The organism is Microbacterium trichothecenolyticum (assembly GCF_000956465.1).
Lineage (GTDB): Bacteria > Actinomycetota > Actinomycetes > Actinomycetales > Microbacteriaceae > Microbacterium > Microbacterium trichothecenolyticum.
The window spans coordinates 317097-335005 of sequence record NZ_JYJA01000039.1; the positions used below are offsets into that span (position 1 = coordinate 317097).

Annotated in this window: 15 protein-coding genes and 1 pseudogene; 12 read left to right on the plus strand and 4 right to left on the minus strand. The window is 71.6% G+C overall.

The window, feature by feature from the left end; genetic code table 11:
- Positions 1–79: 79 nt before the first annotated feature.
- The 8 genes and pseudogenes from glmS to RS82_RS17145 all read left to right on the plus strand — a co-directional run bounded on the left by glmS (position 80) and on the right by RS82_RS17145 (position 7082).
- The gene (gene glmS / locus RS82_RS17110; protein ID WP_045301594.1) at positions 80–1930 is read left to right on the plus strand and encodes a glutamine--fructose-6-phosphate transaminase (isomerizing); all 1851 of its coding nucleotides are present in this window, start codon (positions 80–82) and stop codon (positions 1928–1930) included.
- 217 nt (positions 1931–2147) lie between these two features.
- A pseudogene (locus RS82_RS17115) lies at positions 2148–2501 on the plus strand (holo-ACP synthase); the annotation flags it as partial.
- Between the two features lie 104 nt (positions 2502–2605).
- The gene (alr, locus tag RS82_RS17120; protein ID WP_211255955.1) at positions 2606–3730 is read left to right on the plus strand and encodes an alanine racemase; all 1125 of its coding nucleotides are present in this window, start codon (positions 2606–2608) and stop codon (positions 3728–3730) included.
- Between the two features lie 104 nt (positions 3731–3834).
- Entirely contained in the window at positions 3835–4302 is a 468-nt protein-coding gene (tsaE, locus tag RS82_RS17125) for a tRNA (adenosine(37)-N6)-threonylcarbamoyltransferase complex ATPase subunit type 1 TsaE (RefSeq protein WP_045301728.1), read from the plus strand.
- The gene (gene tsaB, locus RS82_RS17130; RefSeq protein ID WP_045301596.1) at positions 4299–4958 is read left to right on the plus strand and encodes a tRNA (adenosine(37)-N6)-threonylcarbamoyltransferase complex dimerization subunit type 1 TsaB; all 660 of its coding nucleotides are present in this window, start codon (positions 4299–4301) and stop codon (positions 4956–4958) included. Before tsaE ends, tsaB begins: the two co-directional genes overlap by 4 nt.
- A complete protein-coding gene (rimI, locus tag RS82_RS17135; protein ID WP_045301598.1) occupies positions 4955–5458 on the plus strand; it encodes a ribosomal protein S18-alanine N-acetyltransferase in 504 nt (167 codons plus the stop codon). The genes tsaB and rimI overlap by 4 nt, the downstream gene beginning before the upstream one ends.
- Entirely contained in the window at positions 5455–6522 is a 1068-nt protein-coding gene (tsaD, locus tag RS82_RS17140; protein ID WP_157005655.1) for a tRNA (adenosine(37)-N6)-threonylcarbamoyltransferase complex transferase subunit TsaD, read from the plus strand. Before rimI ends, tsaD begins: the two co-directional genes overlap by 4 nt.
- Positions 6519–7082, plus strand: a complete 564-nt coding sequence (locus RS82_RS17145; RefSeq protein WP_052676902.1) for a hypothetical protein — start codon at positions 6519–6521, stop codon at positions 7080–7082. Before tsaD ends, RS82_RS17145 begins: the two co-directional genes overlap by 4 nt.
- A 108-nt stretch (positions 7083–7190) precedes the next feature.
- Here RS82_RS17145 and RS82_RS17150 read toward each other — a convergent pair whose 3' ends face one another.
- Positions 7191–8378, minus strand: a complete 1188-nt coding sequence (locus RS82_RS17150) for a THUMP-like domain-containing protein (RefSeq protein ID WP_045301602.1) — start codon at positions 8376–8378, stop codon at positions 7191–7193.
- 164 nt (positions 8379–8542) lie between these two features.
- Between RS82_RS17150 and RS82_RS17155 the strand changes: the two genes are divergently transcribed.
- The 4 genes from RS82_RS17155 (at position 8543) to RS82_RS17170 (ending at position 13653) form a co-directional block, all read left to right on the plus strand.
- On the plus strand, positions 8543–9709 hold the full coding sequence (locus tag RS82_RS17155) for a hypothetical protein (RefSeq protein WP_052676903.1): 1167 nt from the start codon (positions 8543–8545) through the stop codon (positions 9707–9709).
- A 181-nt stretch (positions 9710–9890) separates the two neighbouring features.
- Positions 9891–10160, plus strand: a complete 270-nt coding sequence (locus RS82_RS17160) for a hypothetical protein (protein WP_045301604.1) — start codon at positions 9891–9893, stop codon at positions 10158–10160.
- Between the two features lie 57 nt (positions 10161–10217).
- On the plus strand, positions 10218–12107 hold the full coding sequence (locus RS82_RS17165) for a dynamin family protein (RefSeq protein WP_045301606.1): 1890 nt from the start codon (positions 10218–10220) through the stop codon (positions 12105–12107).
- 16 nt (positions 12108–12123) lie between these two features.
- On the plus strand, positions 12124–13653 hold the full coding sequence (locus RS82_RS17170) for a dynamin family protein (protein WP_084695731.1): 1530 nt from the start codon (positions 12124–12126) through the stop codon (positions 13651–13653).
- Here the strand turns inward: RS82_RS17170 and RS82_RS17175 are convergent.
- From RS82_RS17175 to RS82_RS20820, 3 genes are all read right to left on the minus strand, one after another.
- Complete coding sequence (locus RS82_RS17175) at positions 13597–14229, minus strand: hypothetical protein (protein ID WP_157005657.1); 633 nt, start codon at positions 14227–14229, stop codon at positions 13597–13599. The genes RS82_RS17170 and RS82_RS17175 overlap by 57 nt on opposite strands.
- A 6-nt stretch (positions 14230–14235) precedes the next feature.
- A complete protein-coding gene (locus RS82_RS20815) occupies positions 14236–15066 on the minus strand; it encodes an IniB N-terminal domain-containing protein (protein ID WP_052676904.1) in 831 nt (276 codons plus the stop codon).
- A gap of 106 nt (positions 15067–15172) precedes the next feature.
- Positions 15173–17737, minus strand: coding sequence for a LuxR C-terminal-related transcriptional regulator (locus RS82_RS20820; RefSeq protein WP_052676905.1), 2565 nt, complete (start codon positions 17735–17737; stop codon positions 15173–15175).
- Positions 17738–17909 lie beyond the last annotated feature (172 nt).

The window sequence follows — 17909 nt, forward strand, 5'->3', positions numbered from 1 at the left end:
AGGATCCGTTCTCCGCCGTGAACGGGGAGTTCGGATTCGTAAGGATTCCTAGCGAAACTCGCCGCCTACCATTGAGCGCATGTGTGGAATCGTCGGATACGTGGGCCCGCGGCAGAGCCAGGCCGTCCTGATCTCGGGACTTTCGCGCCTCGAGTACCGCGGCTATGACTCTGCGGGCATCGCCGTGATCGACGGTGGCGGCGCACTGGGCATGCGCAAGCGCGCCGGCAAGCTGAAGGTGCTGCGCGACGACCTCGCCGCCCACCCGCTCGCCGACGGCACGACCGGCATCGGCCACACCCGCTGGGCGACGCACGGCGGGCCGACCGACGGCAACGCGCACCCGCACCTCGCCGACGACGACAAGCTCGCCGTGATCCACAACGGGATCATCGAGAACTTCTCCGAGCTGAAGGATGAGCTTCTCGCCGACGGGTTCACCTTCCGCAGCGAGACCGACACCGAGGTGGCCGCTGTGCTCCTCGGCCGCGAGTACCGCCGCGCCGGCGACCTGGAAGAGGCCTTCCGTGCCGTCGTCTCGCGCCTCGAGGGCGCCTTCACGCTGCTCGCGATGCACGAGGACCAGCCGGGACTCGTCGTCGGCGCCCGCCGCAACTCACCGCTCGTGATCGGCCTCGGCGAGGGGGAGAACTTCCTCGGGTCGGATGTCGCCGCGTTCGTCGAGCACACCCGCAACGCGCTCGCGATCGGCCAGGACCAGATCGTCGCGATCACCCCCGGGGCCGTCACCGTCACCGACTTCTCCGGCAACCCGGTCGAGGTCGAGCCGTTCGAGGTGACGTGGGATGCGTCCGCCGCCGAGAAGGGCGGCTGGTCGTCGTTCATGGCGAAGGAGATCTCGGAGGAGCCCGAGGCGGTCGCCAACACGCTGCGCGGGCGCGTCCGCGACGGTGAGGTCGTGATCCCTGAGCTCGACGGACTCGACGAGCTCTTCGCCGGCGTCTCGCGCATCATCGTCATCGCCTGCGGCACCGCGGCGTACGCGGGACAGGTCGGCAAGTACGCCATCGAGCAGTGGACCCGCATCCCCGTCGACGTGGAGCTCGCCCACGAGTTCCGCTACCGCGACCCGGTGATCGGCCCCGACACCCTCGTCGTCTCGATCAGCCAGTCGGGCGAGACGATGGACACGCTCATGGCCGTCAAGTACGCCCGTGAGCACGGCGCGAAGACGCTGTCGGTGTGCAACACCCAGGGCGCCACGATCCCGCGCGAGTCCGACGCGATCGTCTACACGCACGCCGGCCCCGAGGTCGCGGTCGCCTCGACCAAGGCGTTCGTCGCGCAGATCACGGCGCTGTACCTCATGGCCCTGCACATCGGTCGCGTCCGCGGCGCGATCAGCGCCGCCGACGCCGCCGACCACGTGCGCGAGCTCGAGGCGGTCCCCGGCAAGATCGCGCAGATCCTCGAGCGGGAGCAGGCGCACATCGAGCAGTTCGCCGGCTGGATGGCCGACACCCGCTCCGTGCTGTTCCTGGGTCGCCACGTCGGCTTCCCGATCGCCCTGGAGGGTGCGCTCAAGCTCAAGGAGCTCGCCTACATCCACGCCGAGGGGTTCGCCGCCGGCGAGCTCAAGCACGGCCCGATCGCGCTCATCGAGCCCGGCCAACCCGTGTTCGTCGTGGTCCCGTCGCCCCGCAAGTCGTCGGAGATGCACAAGAAGGTCATCTCGAGCATCGAGGAGATCCGCGCCCGCGGCGCCCGCGTCATCGCGATCGCCGAAGAGGGCGACGCGGCGGTGCTGCCGAAGGCCGACGAGGTGCTCCGCATCCCGCTGGCCGGCCCCTTCTTCGAGCCCCTCCTCGCCGTGGTGCCGCTGCACATCTTCGCCATGGGCCTCGCGACGGCCAAGGGCCTCGACGTCGACCAGCCCCGCAACCTCGCGAAGTCCGTCACGGTCGAGTAGACGCTCGGGCCGAGGCATCCGTCCGTCTCTCGCGGCCATCTCGCGGATCCGGCGATCGGACTTTGCGACGGTATCCGGGGGCGCGCAGGTCTGCCGATCCGGAAACGCGACGAGAATCCGAATTCCGGATCGCGGGAAGAGGCGCCACGCCCGGGGGGCGATCGGGACCGCGCGATAGGGTGGCGGATGCTGCGGCTGCAGCACGCAGGAGGACCACATGATCGTCGGTATCGGCGTCGACCTCGTCGACATCCCTCGGTTCGAGCGGACGATCGAACGTACCCCGCAACTGCTGCCGCGCCTCTTCTCGGAGGCGGAGCAGCAGCTGAAGCCGCACTCGCAGGCCGCGCGGTACGCCGCGAAAGAGGCCCTCATCAAGGCGCTCGGCGGCTCGGACGGGGTGCACTGGACCGAGATCGAGATCGCGTCGGAGCCGTCCGGTCGTCCGGTGTTCTCGCTGTGCGGGTCGACAGCCGCGGTCGTCGCGGAGCGGGGCATCACTGCGCTGCACCTGTCGCTCTCGCACGACGCGGGCCTCGCGACCGCGTACGTCATCGCCGAGGCCGTGGCCGGCGCGCCGAACCGGGGGTTTCTTCGCGAGACCGAGGACGACACCCTCGATCTCGGCCAGAATCCCCGGTCTCGCGAAGGCAGCGCGGCCGAAGGAGCCGACGCGTGAGCCGCCTGCCCGCCGGAGCCCTGCGCGAGGCGCTGGTCGACGTCGGCGCGATCGAGGACAACGTGCGGCACCTCCGCCGGCTCACGGGCTCGGAGATCATCGCGGTGGTCAAGGCCGACGGATACGGGCACGGCGCGGTGCGCTCGGCGCTCGCGGCGCTCGCCGGCGGCGCGTCGCGGCTCGGCGTCTCCGACATCACCGAAGCGCTCGCCCTGCGCCGCGCCGGCATCGACGCGCCGATCGTCGCGTGGCTGCACGCGCCGGGCGCCGACTTCGCCGAGGCCGCTGCGCTGGGGATCGAACTCGGCATCTCGAGCCTCGAGCAGCTGCAGAAGGCGGCGGCCGCGGCATCCGCCGATCGTCCCGTCGGGGTGCACCTGAAGCTCGAGACCGGACTGTCGCGCAACGGCATCGCGCCCGAGCACTACCGTGTGGTCTTCGCCGAGGCCGCGCGCCTCGAGCGGATCGGGCGCATCCGCGTCGTCGCGCTGTTCAGCCACCTCTCGAACGCGTCGGCCGACGACGATCGCGCGGCGCTGCGCGCCTTCGAGGAGGGCGTGGCCGCCGCTGCCTCGCTCGGCCTCGCGCCACCGCTGCGGCACATCGCCGCGACGCACGCCGCGATCGACCTGCCCGAGTCGCGCCTCGGCTGCGTGCGCATCGGCATCGGCATCTACGGACTCTCGCCGTTCGACGACCGGACCTCGGCGGATCTCGGCCTGCGTCCCGCGATGACCCTGCGCGGCGCGGTCGCCGCCGTGCGCCGCGTGCCCGCGGGCAAGGGCGTGTCGTACGGCTACGACTACCGCGCCGAGCGCGACACGATGCTCGCGCTCGTGCCCCTCGGCTACGCCGACGGGGTGCCGCGCCAGGCGTCGGGCGCCGGGCCCGTCGTGATCGGGGGACGCCGGTTCACCGTCGCGGGCCGCATCGCGATGGACCAGTTCGTCGTCGACGTGGGCGACGCGCCCGTGACAGTGGGCGACACGGCGGTGCTGTTCGGGGACCCGACCCTCGGCGCGCCGTCGGCGACCGAATGGGCGGAGGCCGCGGGCACCATCAACTACGAGGTGGTCACGCGCATCGGAGCCCGCGTGCCCCGCCGGCAGGTGTCGGAGTGAGCGGGAACGAAGGCGACACCCCGGTTGTTGCACCGGGCGTGGACACGCAGACCCAGGGACTGGACGCACTCGTCGGCACGCGCGAGATCACCTCGCCCGACGCGATGGAGGCACTCGGCGAAGAGATGGGACGGATGCTGCGCCCCGGCGACATGGTGGTGCTCACCGGTCCGCTCGGCGCGGGCAAGACCACGCTCACGCGCGGCATCGGCCGTGGGCTCGACGTGCGCGGACCCATCCAGAGCCCCACGTTCGTGCTCGCCCGGACGCACCCATCGCTGTCCGACGGAGCGCCGCTCGTGCACGTGGACGCGTACCGCCTCGGCTCCGCCGCCGAGCTGGACGACCTCGACATCGACTTCGACGGCTCCGTGGTGATCGTGGAGTGGGGCCGCGGTCTCGTCGACGGACTCCGCGAGCAGTGGTGGGAGGTCGAGCTCGAGCGGGAGTGGCACGGCCGCGGCGTCGACAACGCCTGCGGCACCATCGCCCACGAGGCCGACCTCGACGCCGACACCCCGCGCCTGGTGAAGATCACGCGCCACGGGGCGCCGACTACCCTGGAAGGGTGATCCTCGGCATCGACACGTCCCTCGGCTCCGCGGTGGCGGTGGTCGAGCCGGACGGCGTGGTCCGCTCCCAGGTCGAGAGTGCAGACCCCCGGGGCCACGCCGAGGTGATCGGCACACTGATCGAGCGGGCGCTGGCGGAGGCATCCGTCTCCCCGTCCGACGTCACGCATGTCGCCGCGGGCATGGGACCCGGACCCTTCACCGGGCTGCGCGTCGGCATCGCTGCCGCGCGCACGTTCGCCCTCGGGCGCGGTGTGCCGGTCGTGCCGGTCGCGAGCCACGACGCTGTCGCCCTCGAGCTGCTCATCCACGATGCGCTGACGGGCGGATACGAGGATGCCGGCGACGAGACGTTCGCGGTCGTCACCGACGCGCGCCGCCGCGAGTTCGCCTACACGCTCTACCGCGGGCTCGACGAGGACGGCCTGCCCGTGCGCGTCACGGGGCCCGCGCTCGCGCCCCGCGACGACCTCGATGGTGTGCTCGCCAACGCCGGGGCCGCGCGCCGCGACGCCGACCGCATCCCCGCGGGCATGCTCGCGCTCGCCGCGGCCCGCGCGCTCGCCGCCGGACGCACGATCGGCCCCGCCGACGCGCTCTATCTGCGCTCGCCCGACGTGACGCTCCCGCACGCGCCGAAGCGGGTGGGTTCGTGACCCTCCGCGCTGCGACCGGCGAGGACCTGGCCGCCATCATGACACTCGAGCGGGCGTCGTTCCCGACCGACGCATGGTCCGAGGCCATGATGCGCGAAGAGCTCGCGTCGCCGCACGGCTGGTACGTCGTCGACGACGAGGCGGGTCGCCTCGTCGGGTACGCCGGACTCCGCGCGGTCGCCGGAGCGCGGGATGCCGACGTCCAGACGATCGCGATCGCCGAGGTGTCGCGGGGCCGCGGCCGCGGTCGCGCGATGCTGCGCGCGCTGTTGGAGGAGGCCGCACGCCGCGGCGTGACGGACGTGTTCCTCGAAGTGCGGGCCGACAACCCCGTCGCCCAGGCGCTGTACGTGTCGGAGGGCTTCGCCGAGATCGGCCGCAAGCCCCGGTACTACCAGCCCGACGACGTCGACGCCGTGGTGATGAAGCTCGACCTGCGCGGGTGGGCTCGCGCGTCGACTGGCTCAGCGACCGGATTCGACGGAGGAGTGTGCACGTGAACCGCGCTGAGCCGCTGGTGCTGGGCATCGAGACGAGCTGCGACGAGACCGGGATCGGGATCGTGCGCGGCCGCACCCTGCTGTCGAACACGATCGCGAGCTCGATGGACGAGCACGCCCGTTACGGCGGTGTCGTGCCCGAGGTCGCCGCGCGGGCGCACCTCGAGGCGCTGCAGCCGTCGATCGAAGCGGCGCTCGCCGAGTCGGGTGTCGCGCTCGCCGATCTCGACGCCGTGGCCGTCACGTCGGGGCCGGGGCTCGCCGGCGCGCTGATGGTCGGCGTGGGCGCCGCGAAAGCGCTGTCGGTCTCGCTCGAGAAGCCGCTCTACGCCGTCAACCACCTCGTCGGGCACATCGCCGCCGACATCCTCGACGCCGACGCGCCGCCGCTCGAGTACCCGACTGTCGCGCTGCTCGTCTCCGGCGGGCACACCTCGCTGCTTCTCGTCCGCGACCTCACGACCGACGTCGAGCTGCTCGGCGAGACGATGGACGACGCCGCCGGCGAGGCCTTCGACAAGGTCGCGCGCCTGCTCGGTCTGCCGTATCCCGGTGGTCCCGAGATCGACCGGGCCGCAGCATCCGGTGATCCGAAGGCGATCCCGTTCCCCCGCGGGCTGTCGCGCGCGTCGGACATGGCGAAGCACCGCTACGACTTCTCGTTCTCGGGACTCAAGACCGCAGTCGCCCGCTGGGTCGAGCAGCGCGAGGCGGCGGGGGAGTCGATCCCCGTGGCCGATGTCGCCGCGAGCTTCCGCGAGGCCGTCGTCGATGTGCTCGTGACGAAGGCGCTCGCCGCGTGCCGCGACTACGACGTGCCGCGCCTGCTGCTGGGCGGCGGCGTCATCGCCAACCGCCGGCTGCGCGACGTCGCTCTCGAGCGCGCCGCCGCCGAGGGCGTCACCGTGCGCATCCCGCCGCTGTCGCTGTGCACCGACAACGGCGCGATGATCGCGGCGCTGACGTCCGAGCTCATCATGTCGGGCCGCGCGCCCTCGACCCTCGAGTTCGGCGCCGACTCGACGCTGCCGGTCACGGAGATCCAGGTCGCGGAGTCGGCATGACGGATGAACGGATGCCGCAGCCCGGCGATCCCGAGATGCCCGACGCCGATCCGGCCGAGGTCGATCCGACGCCTGCGGAGGCCGCGGCATCCGTCCCTTCCGATGCCGCGGCGTCGCCCCCTGCGGGCCCGACGGTGACGTCGGTGTCACCCGACGTCGACCTCGCGCAGGACGCATCGCCGCTGCCGGGGACTCATCGCGGAGGGTTCCACCGGCTGCCGACGGCGCCGGTCGACGTCACGGTGGAGACCGCACCGGCAGAGCCGGGAGGCGAGTTCACGCCCGATGCCACGTCGTGGACGGCCTCGGATTCGGCGTTCCACCGCGGGCTCGCGGGGTGGGCGCTCGGATTCGCGATCCTCGGCCTCCTCGTGTCGATGTTCGTCGGCTGGGGCTTTCCGATCGGCCTGGTCGCGGTCGTGTCGGCGATCATCGCCCTGCGCCGCCCGCTGGAGAGCCGGGCGGTGGCCGTCTGGGCGATCGTGCTCGGCACGCTGTCGATCGTCTACAGCGCCGGCTGGCTCCTCTACGCCGCCGCGCGCGCCGACATCATCGGCTGATCCAGCCCGCACTCGACGCGGCCGGTGCGTCGTGCCGGCCGGAGATGCCGCTGGGCGGCGGGGATGCGGGAGCACGGGCCGACTGCGCCACAGGCCCGAGTGGGGGGTTCAGACCCGGTCGGCGAGGATCGCGGTGCGACGGGCGCCGATGCGCGTGAGGAGGAGGGTCGCCGACGCCGAGCCCCGAAGCTTGAGCCGGGTCCGCAGGGCGGCGGGGTCGACATCCACGCCCCGTTTCTTGATCTCGAGGCGGCCGATGTCGCGCTCGCGCAGCGCCTTGCCGAGCACCTTCTCGTCGGCGGGCAGGACCTCCCTCACACGGAACGTCGACACGAACGGCGAGGTGAGGGCGGCGTCCGAGGTGAGGTAGGCGATGTGCTCGTCGAGCATCCCCGCCTCGAGCGTGCGTGCGACGTCGCCGATGAGGCGCGCGCGGATGACGGCGCCGTCGGGCTCGTGCAGGAAGGCGCCGAGTTCGCGCGCGGGTTCGTCCGCAGCATCCGTCTCCGCCGTCACCTCGTGAGCCTGGTCACCGCGGATGACGAGCGCGGCGCGGCGGACGCCTGGTCGTGCGAGGGCCCGCGACCAGAGCACGAGCTCGATCGTGGACCCGTCGGCGCTCACCCACTGCGCCTCGACATCGTCGGGGATGAGGGCGCGGTCGAGTCCGGGGCCGAGCTTCACACCGACGGGCAGGCGTCGGGCCAGATCGAACACCCAGTCCAGCGACGGCGACCAGTCGCCGGGGCGGGTGCGGGAGGTCTCGGAGTGCCCGGGCGTGCGCCGTGCGGGGTCCAGCCACACGGCGTCGACCCCGGTGAGGTCGGCGTCCTCTGCGGTGCCCAGGCGTACCTCGGCATCCGCGCCGAAGGGGGCGAGGTTGTACGCGGCGATGCCGGCGGTCACCTCGTCGGCGTCGACGGCAGTCACTCGCAGCCCGAGCCCCGCCAGGCCCAGCGCGTCGCCGCCGATCCCGCAGCCGAGGTCGGCCACGCGGCCGAATCCCGCCTCGCGGAACCGCGCCGCGTGGCGTGCCGCGACGGGCAGGCGCGTCGCCTGCTCGAGCCCGGCCCTCGTGAACAGCATCCGTTCGGCCAGATCACCGAACTTCGCCCGGCCGCGCGTGCGAAGCCGCGCCTGGCCGACGACAGCGGAGACGAGATCGGGGGAGTGCCCGTCTCGGCGCAGCCTCGTCACGGCTCGCGCGACGTCGTCGGCGGAGTCCACGGGCGGCATCGTGTCGAGCAGACGCAGCCCCTCGGCAGTCAGGAGCGCTTGGAGTTCGGGCAGTTCCACCCGCCGAGCCTACGTCCATCGCCCCTCCGCGCCCCCGATAACCCCTATCGGATCCCCCTCCCGGCATCGGGGAAGTGCGGGATCCTCCCCGATGCCCGGGTGCGCGCGCAGCAGCACACTCGGATCAACAGCCGACCGGCACCTGTCAAGTGAGGAAGATCATCATGGCCGACGACAACAACAACCTGCTGGGTCTTCAGACGAACGTCGATCTGGCGGACTCGCTGAACGACAACTCCGACAACTCCGACAACTCGGACAACTCGGACAACTCGGACAACTCGGACAACTCGACCGACAGCTCGTCGAACAACGCGGCGGTCGGCATCGGGAACCAGTCGGACAACTCCGACAACTCGGACAACTCCGACAACTCGGACAACTCCGACAACTCGGACAACTCGGACAACTCGGACAACTCCGACAACTCGGTCGACACCGACACCGACACCGAGGACTCGTACAACGACAACTCCGACAACTCGACCGAGACCGAGGACTCGTACAACGACAACTCCGACAACTCCGTCGACAACTCGATGGAGACCGAGGACTCGTACAACGACAACTCGGACAACTCGGACAACTCGGACAACTCCGACCACTCGACGAACGTCTCCATCACAGACTCGTTCAACACCCAGACGCTCAACGACCACTCGATCTCGACCGGTGTTCGCCAGTACCAGACGGGCTTCCGTGACCTCAACCTCGGCGGCGGCGCCGGCGGCGCGGGCCTCGCAGCGGGTGCCGGCGGGTTGACGATCGACAGCCGTACGTCGATGTTCGACCAGTCCGTGAACCAGAACATCTGGGCCGACGGCTCGGTGTCGCAGGTCTTCGGGCAGACGGGCGGTCTGGCCTCGGGCGACGGCTCTGCGGCGGCAGGAGACGACGTCGACATCGACAACTCCACGAACTGGGACGTCGACATCGAGGACTCGTTCAACCCGATCGACGTCTCCATCTCCGATGCGTTCAACGACAACTCCGACAACTCGGACAACTCCGACAACTCGGACAACTCCGACAACTCGGACAACTCCGACAACTCGGACAACTCCGACAACTCGGACAACTCGGACAACTCGATGAACTGGGACCTCGACACGGACATCTCCGACGCGTTCAACGACAACTCGGACAACTCCGACAACAGCGACAACTCCATCGACACGGATGTCGACATCGACGACTCGTTCCAGGACAACTCGATGTCGGCGGACCTGGACGACTCGTTCAACGAGTACGACACGGACGTGGACGTCGACCTCGAGAACGACGGCATCGTGAACAGCCCCGATGCCACGCAGGCCGACTTCGACATGTAGGAGTGCTGCTCGGTTCGGTCGGCCGCCCACGCGCGGCCGGCCGCACCGCATCCGCTGACGGTGTCGCGGGACTGGGGGAGCGCGCCCGGCCGTTCACACGGCCGGGCGCACGCCGGTATCCGCGGCAGGAAGGCTATCGGCGACGGCGCCGCAGAGGGATACTGAGAGGGAGGGGAGCGCAATGGCGGATCGCGCTGACTGGGACGACGCCGACGGCATCACCGTCGACGCCGGGCCCGCCTTCGCCCCGGGGCCCGAGGACGCCGTCGCCGACTGGGCGCCGACGGACGTGATGGTCGATGACGATCCGTTCGCGAACGCGTTCACCGACGAGATCGCGAACGTCACCGCATCGGACTGGGATGTCGATGCCGACGTGCTGTGGGGCGACGATGCCTCACCCGACCTGGGCATCGACCCGGGCGCGTCGGCGTTCGACTTCCCGGCCTGATCCGACGCAGAGGCGAGACGAGAGGCAACAGAGTCGTTGACTGACGAGAACAGCGGAATGGTCCCGCGCGCGGACATCCAGCCGGGCGATCCCGCACCCGCCGGTCGAGACGTCGCCCTCTTCGAACTGGTCGACAAGGTCGGAAGGGTCGCCGCCCAGGCAGGGCGCCGCGATCTCGTGCGCCGGCTCGTCGACACCCGCGATCGCCTGCGCGACCCGCACGTCCGGGTGATCGTCGTCGGCGAGTTCAAGCAGGGCAAGAGCAAGCTCGTCAACGCGCTCGTCAACGCGCCTGCCTGTCCGGTCGACGACGACGTGGCGACGACCGTGCCCACGATGGTGGGCTACGCGCCCGAGCCGTCGGCGACCGTCCTCGTGCAGCCCGAGGGCGAGTCCCGCGGAGAGCTGCGCCGGCAGGAGATCCCGCTCGGGGAGCTGGCCGACTACGTGTCGGCGAAAGGAAACCCCGACAACGTGCGTCGCATCGTGTCGGCCGAAGTGCTGCTGCCGCGGGAGATCCTGCGCGGAGGACTGCGGCTCGTCGATTCCCCGGGCGTCGGAGGCCTGGACTCGCGCAGCGCGCTGCTGACGCTGTCGGCGCTGTCCAGCGCCCACGCGGTGATCCTGGTGTCTGACGCGTCGCAGGAGTACACCGAGCCCGAGATGCAGTTCCTGCGGCACGCGATGCGCGTATCGCCCAATGTCGCCGCGGTGCTGGCCAAGACCGACCTCTACCCGCAGTGGCGGGACATCGAGGCCATCGACCGCGGTCACTTGACCAAGATCGGGGACATCCCGATCTTCTCCGTCTCGAGCGACCTCCGGCTGATGGCCGCGGAGCAGCGCGACGCGGAGCTCAACGACGAGTCGGGCTTTCCCGCGCTGGTGACCCACCTGCGCCAAGACATCCTCGAGCGCGCCGAGCTGATCCACGAGCGCAGCGCCGTCCACGACCTCGCCTCGGTCGTGGACCAGCTGACGATGGCCCTCCGCGCGGAGCTGACGGCCCTGGTCGAGCCCGAGGTCACGCCGCAGCTGCTCGTGCAGCTGGAGGAGGCGAAGACCCGTGCTGACGAGTTCCGGAGCCGGTCGTCGCGGTGGCAGGTGACCCTCACCGACGGCGTGGCCGACCTCATCTCCGACATGGAGCACGACCTGCGCGATCGCCTGCGCAAAGTGCAGCGTGAGGCGGAGGCATCCATCGAGGAGGGTGATCCCGGTCCCATCTGGAACCAGATCACGGAGTGGCTCGACGAGCGGGTCTCGGCAGCCGTCTCGGAGACGTTCGTGTGGACCGACGAACGCGCACGCTGGCTGTCGGAGCAGGTCGCCGAGCTCTTCCTCGAGGGGGAGGAGAGCATCCCCTCGATCGACGTCGCGGACGCCGCCGGCGTGCTGGATCCTGTCGATGCGATCGCCGACCTCGACGAGGGGCGCATGAGCGCCGCCGAGAAGATCTTCATCGGCGTGCGCGGGTCCTACGGCGGTGTCCTCATGGTGGGTCTCATGACCGGACTCATCGGACTGCCGCTGATCAACCCGCTGTCGCTGCTGGCCGGGGTGATCGTCGGTCGCCGCGCCTTCCGCGAGGACATGGGCAATCGTCTCGCCCGCCGTCAGGCGGAGGCCAAGAACATCGTGCGCCGGTATATCGACGAAGTCGTCTTCCAGGCCGGCAAGCAGCTCAAGGACCGCCTCCGACTGGTCCAGCGGGCGGCGCGCGACCACTTCGGCGCCATGGCCGACGAGTTGCACCGCTCCTTCACCGAGGCCGTGAACGCCGCCAAGCAGGCCGCGACGGTGGAGAGCGGCAAGCGGGAGGAGCGCGTCAAGCAGCTGCGGATGCAGCTGCGGCAGATCGACGCATTGCGCGCGGAGATCGCACCTGCCCGGCCGGCACCGCAGGCCGTCTCGGCGATGCCTGCTCAGCTGGGGACCGGAACGTGAGCGGAAGCAGCAGCGGATGAGGGAGCCGGCTCTGGCGGATGCGCGTCGCGTCGCGCGCGAGGCATTGGAGCTGTACGCGGACGACCCGGCGACCACGCAGGCGATCCGCGCTTTCGACCTCCGGCTGCAAGGGCCGTTGCGCATCGCCCTCGCCGGCATGGTGAAGGCCGGCAAGTCGACGCTGCTCAACGCCCTGCTCGGGGAGGAGCTCGCCGCCACCGACGCCGGCGAGTGCACCCGCGTCGTCACCTGGTATCGCCGCGCCGACACCCCGAGCATCACGCTGCACCCGCTCGAAGGGGAGCCGCGGCGCCTCCGCTTCCACCGGGAGGACGGTCGGACCGTCCTCGACCTCGGCGGTGCGAACGCCGACGAGGTGGCATGGATCGACGTCGGCTGGCCCTCGGAGGCCCTTCGATCGGTGGTCCTCATCGACACGCCGGGCATCGCCTCGCTGTCCACCGACGTGTCGGCCCGCGCCCACGGGTTCCTGACCCAGCGCGGCAGCGCGTCGGCGCCCGACGCCGTCATCTACCTCATGCGTCACCTGCACGCCTCGGACCGCGGGTTCCTGGAGTCGTTCCGCGACGTGGCGGTGGGCGACGCGCTCACCGTCAATGCGATCGCCGTGCTGTCGCGCGCGGACGAGGTGGGCTCGGCGCGCATCGACTCGCTGGTCTCGGCGGGGCAGGTCGCACGGCGCTACGCCGAGGACGCCGACCTGCGCGCGCTGGTGCTCGATGTCGTCCCTGTCGCGGGTCTGCTCGCCGAGACGGCCCGCACGCTCCGCGAAGACGAGTACCGCGCGCTGGCCGAGGTCGCCCAGCTCGAGCGCAGCGCACGCGAGCGCCTCCTCGTCTCGGCGGACCGGTTCGCCACCCTCACGGGTGTGATCTCGCTGGCCGATTCGCGCCGACGGGCACTTCTCTCGCGCTTCGGGCTCTACGGCATCCGTCTCTCGGCCGCTCTCATCCGCGGTGGCGCGTCCTCGTCGACCGCTCTGGCGGAAGGGCTGGTCCAGCAGAGCGGGCTGACCACGCTGCAGGCGCTCGTGCGCGATCACTTCCGCGCGCGGGCCGACACCCTGAAGGTGTACGGCGTGCTGCCGGGGCTCGAGCAGCTGCTGCGGGAACGGCCGCGGCTGGGCTCCGATGCGCTGCTCGCCGAGATCGAGCGCATCTTCGCCACCACCCACTCCCTGCGCGAGCTCGACGCGCTGTCGCGCACGCGGGCCGGCGGCTATCCGCTGCCGCCCGAGCGGATAGCGGAGGCCGAGCGCATCGTCGGCGGGGGCGGCAGTTCGGCAGCGGCTCGCGTCGGACTCGACGACACCGCGGACGCCGCCGCCGTCGGCGCCCGCACCGAGCGGCTCCTCGCGCGCTGGCGTGCGCTCGCCGAGTCGCCCCTCACCGAGCGTGCCGCGGTCGGGCTGTGCCACGTCGTCATCCGCAGCCTCGAGCAGATCGCCATCCGGCCCGGGTCGGCGTCCTCACCGAGCGGCGCGGGCGTCGACCTGCTGGCGGACGACGTCGTGCTGCCTCGCTGACCAGGCCAGCGCCTTGGGCATCACGCTCGCCAGCAGTGCCAGCAGCACCAGGCCGCACTGCGCGGCGAGGATGAGGCGCAGGGGTGCCGCACGTTCGCCCGTCAGGGCGATGTCCAGTGACACCGCCAGGGTCGCGACCTGGACCACCCAGGTGAGCAGCTGCCACCACCTCATCTGCGGCCGCCTCGCCATGAACGAGACCAGGAGGGTGATCTGCAGCAGCAGCATCGCCACCATGACGCCGAACACCGACCAGAAGATGATGTCAGAGGCCGTCGAGTACGTCTGGTCGCTGCGCGTCGCGTCGACCGTGCGGACCGCGTCGGAGATGAGCGGCAGCTGCTCCTTGCGGATGACGAAGAAGTAGACCACCGCGAAGCCGCCGGCGAAGAAGCTGAGGATCCAGCACAGCTCGCTCACGCGCACCGAGAAGGGCGGCGTCAGCTTGGTGAGCACAGGGGCCGTGTTGGGGTTGTGCAGCGGGGGCCGCTGTGGAGGCGCTTTCGCCGACCCGGCCGCGGCGCGCGCGGTCGGTTCGGGGGCGGACTGTTCGGCCCGCGAAACGGGGTCTGTCACCGTCGGCTACTGCTCCTCGCCGAGTTCATCCGGGTAGGCGACATCCTCGACATCGACGGTGTCGACCGGCTCGCTCCACACGGCGTCGTCGACCTCGGCCGGTGGTGCCTCGTACGCTGCGGGAGCGGTCGACGCCTGCTCGGGAATCGTCGTCGCATCGTCCACGACCGCCGCCGTCTGCTGCGGGATGCCGGCATCCTGGGCAGCGGCCGCCACCTCGTCGCCGGGCTGATCGGCGACCGGCGCCGCCGCGTCGTCGGCGGTGGATCCGGCGTCGTCGGCGAGCGCCGATCCGGCGTCGGATGCCACGGTGCCCAGGCCCGCCGTGATCTCGTCGAGGCCGGCTGCGGCCTCGTCGGGGAGGCCGGGAACGTCCGGCAGGGTCGGCGTCTCGTCGGCGTCGTCCTCGGGTGTGCTCCCGATGTCGTCGCCAGCGGCCACCGAGCCGTCGCCCGAGGCGACGCCCGCCGTCTGGTCGAAGACCTGGGTCACGTCGCCGCCCTCGGTCCAGATGTTCTGATTGACCGACTGGTCGACGATGGTCGATCGGCTGTCGATCGTCGTCCAGTTGTTGGTGATGCGCGTGATCTCGTTGAGGACGTCGTTGTGAGTGCTGTGCGTGGAAGGCGTGGGTGTGCTGCGCGGCACCACGTCGTGCCGGTCGTAGATGATGGGGGCCACCGCCCGCACGTCGTCGGCGCAGATCCCGGCCACCTTGCTCTTGGCGAGGGTGGCTTCGGGGTCGTTCTCCAGTTCGGCCAGTGCTGCGGGATCTCGCAGCAGGCTCAGGATGAACTCGATGATGGAATTGGCGACTTGCACCAAGGGCGTGGTCATGTGACGACACCTCCGCACTGAAGGTCGATGGCATTTTCAGGGTAGGCCGCGGTGTGAGCGGTGGCATCGGGGTTTCGTCCGATGAAGTGGGGGTCGGGGTGCGGGGTCATCCCCTCCGCCCCCCTCGTTCCGTGTCGGGCGTGACCTGCGTGCCGCCCTCGAGTGCGATGCGGAGCTTCGAGAGCAGGTCCGATCGCGAGGTCGCGTTCAGCCGGCGCCGGATGTGGGCGATGTGGTGCTCGGCCGTGCGCGGCGAGATGAAGATGGCGGCACCGATCTCCGCATAGGTCTTGCCCTGCAGCACCAGCTCCGCGACCTCCCGCTCGCGTTCGCTCAGCGGACCCTCGGCCGTGAGGTCGCCCGTCGCCGCATCCTGACCTTCGTCCGACGGCCGCGCGGTCTCGCGCGGATGCAGCTCCCGGGCGCACGCGAGCAAGTGGGCGATCACCTTTCGGTCGTCGGACCGGCTCGCGCCGTGCCCGGCGAGACGGGCGCCGTCCCATGCCAGCCCCACCGCCGCGAGCCCTCGTGCGGCGCCCTCGACCGCGTCGGGGTCGACGGTGCCTGCGAGCACCGCGGTCCACACCTTGCCGGCGTGGGCCATGCGCGCGGCGAGCCGGTTGTGCGCCGCGGCGGCCACGAGGGCGCGGGCGTGCGGGGCGAGGGCGTCGGGATGATTGAGCAGGATGCCGCGCTGGATGCCCGCCCAATGCAGCGGCGCCGACCAGATCGGCGGGTCTCCCAGGGTTCCGACGAGCTCCAGCGCGCGCTCGAAGGCGGGCTGCATCGACACCGCGTCGCCGAGCCGTGCGGCGGCGATCACCAGCTCCGACAGTGCGAGGAGGGAGAACAGGTCGGGCTCGGCGCGCGAGATGCGCGGCCGCGACGTGCGCCACTCTGCCGCGAGTCCCGCGGCATCGTCGTAGCGCCGTGCCAGGCCGATGGAGATGGTGGCCGCGAGCGCGTCGTCTCGCGGGGTCAGCGCCCGTGCCGAGGTCGCGCGGGTGAGGGCGGCGCGCGCGGCGTCGGGCCGCTCGCGCTGCAGCGCGATCCACGACGACCACAGTTCGAGCCGCGCGCGCCGGTTGACTCCGCCCTGCCCGCCGTGCAGAGCGGTGTCGACGATCGCCTGTGCGGTGGCAGGGTCTCCCACGCCGATGGCCGCCGCCGCCGCGATCACGGCCGGCAGCTCGACCGAGGGAGATCGGTCGGCGGAGGCGGTGTACAGCTCCGATGCGCGCTGAAGGTCGCTCACGGCGGCGTCGGGGGCGTTGTCGAGCGTCGCGGTCAGCCCCCGATCGAGCAGCGTGTGCGCGGTGCCGAGCGTCGAGGGCGGGGAGGTGACCGCGCCGCGGGCATCGGGTGAGATCTCGGCCGACGCAGCGGACGGATCCCCGGCGGCCAGCGCTGCGATCCGCTCGTGGATGTCCGGACCGGTGTGCGCGGGCCGGTTCAAGCGGTAGGTGTCGTGCGCGAGGGGCATCATGCCGCGCTCGGCCCAGACCGCCGCTGCGAGGTCGACGACCCGCCCGCGCGCGCCGTCGCGGTGGGCGAGCAAGCCGTCCAGCAGCACACCGGCCTCGTCGAGCCGCCCGGCGGCCCAGGCGGCCCACGCGCGCTCTTCGGCCAGTGCGGATGCCTCGGCACCGCACGCGACGGCGAGGTCGAACAGCCGGGCGGCGAGGTCGGCGTCGCGGGGCGCCTCCTGCCGTGCGCGCGTGACGAGCGCGTCCGCGGCGTGCGGGTCGGGGATGCCGGCGAGCCACGCGGTCAGGTGCCCGTCGCGCAGGGTGTGCGGCGATGCCGCGCGGATGACGTCGGGGAGCCGGGTGACCGGCGTCATGGCACGCGCGGTCTCGGCGATCGCCGGTGCCGGGCGGCCCTCGCCCGTGAGCAGGCCTTCGGCGTATCCCTCGGCGAGCAGCGCGCCCGGCTCGTCCGTGGGCGCGGCATCCTCCGTCGGGAACAGCCCGAGGGAGAGGTCCTCGACGAGGCGCCGCAGCCGCGGTGATGCGGACTCGAGGCGATGGCGGACGCGGGGGCGGATCGCACGCTGAAGGGCGAAGTGGCCGGGGTCGCAGCAGTCCGCGGCGTCGTGGGCGGCGGCGCACTCGTGGACCAGCCAGGCGATGCCTCCGGTCAGCCGGAGGATGTCATCGTCGCACGCGCCGAAACCCACGCCGGGCTCCTCGCGGAGGCGCGACGCGCTCACTTCGCCCAGCAGCAGGGCGGGACGAGTGCGCTCCAGCAAACGGCCGAGTGTCGTGAGATCGGGGCGGGCCGGCCAGCTGCGCAAGGCCACGACCAGGCCCGCGTCGGGGTCCTCGGCACGTGCGATCAGGGCCGCCACCTGCGCCTGGCTCAGCAGGTGGGCGTCGTCCACGAGCAGAACGCTCTCGCGCGAGACCGAGGGGACGTCGGTGCCTGCGCGCAGCCCGATCGTCGCGGTCCCCTCTGCGGCGAGAAGGCCGGCCAGGTGATGCAGCAGCACGGTCTTGCCCGATCCTGCGCTTCCCGACACGACCAGGCGCAGGCTCCGGCCGGCGAAGCGGAAGGCATCCAGCTCCACCGAGCGCGCGGCGGCGACCAGGACGGGCGTCACCCGGGAAGCCGGGCCCGCGGGCGTCGGCACGGAGTGATCGATGCGCACGACGTTGGTGATCGCCGACATCACCCGGGCTCCGGGGTCGACGAGGGCTGGGGCTCGGGTGCCGGCGGCTCCGGTGTCGGCTCAGGGGCCGGCGGTTCGGGCTCGGGCGCGGGGGGCACGGGAGTGGGCTCCGGTGCGGGCGTCTGCGGGTCGGGTGTGGGGTCCGGGGTCGGCTCGGGCGTGGGGTCCGGGG

Coding starts and splice junctions, on each gene's coding strand:
- glmS (WP_045301594.1), top strand. CDS start 80: ATGTGTGGAATCGTCGGATACGTGGGCCCGCGGCAGAGCCAGGCCGTC.
- tsaE (WP_045301728.1), top strand. CDS start 3,835: ATGGAGGCACTCGGCGAAGAGATGGGACGGATGCTGCGCCCCGGCGAC.
- RS82_RS17145 (WP_052676902.1), top strand. CDS start 6,519: ATGACGGATGAACGGATGCCGCAGCCCGGCGATCCCGAGATGCCCGAC.
- RS82_RS17155 (WP_052676903.1), top strand. CDS start 8,543: ATGGCCGACGACAACAACAACCTGCTGGGTCTTCAGACGAACGTCGAT.
- RS82_RS17160 (WP_045301604.1), top strand. CDS start 9,891: ATGGCGGATCGCGCTGACTGGGACGACGCCGACGGCATCACCGTCGAC.
- RS82_RS17165 (WP_045301606.1), top strand. CDS start 10,218: ATGGTCCCGCGCGCGGACATCCAGCCGGGCGATCCCGCACCCGCCGGT.
- RS82_RS17170 (WP_084695731.1), top strand. CDS start 12,124: ATGAGGGAGCCGGCTCTGGCGGATGCGCGTCGCGTCGCGCGCGAGGCA.
- RS82_RS20815 (WP_052676904.1), bottom strand. CDS start 15,066: ATGACCACGCCCTTGGTGCAAGTCGCCAATTCCATCATCGAGTTCATC.
- RS82_RS20820 (WP_052676905.1), bottom strand. CDS start 17,737: ATGTCGGCGATCACCAACGTCGTGCGCATCGATCACTCCGTGCCGACG.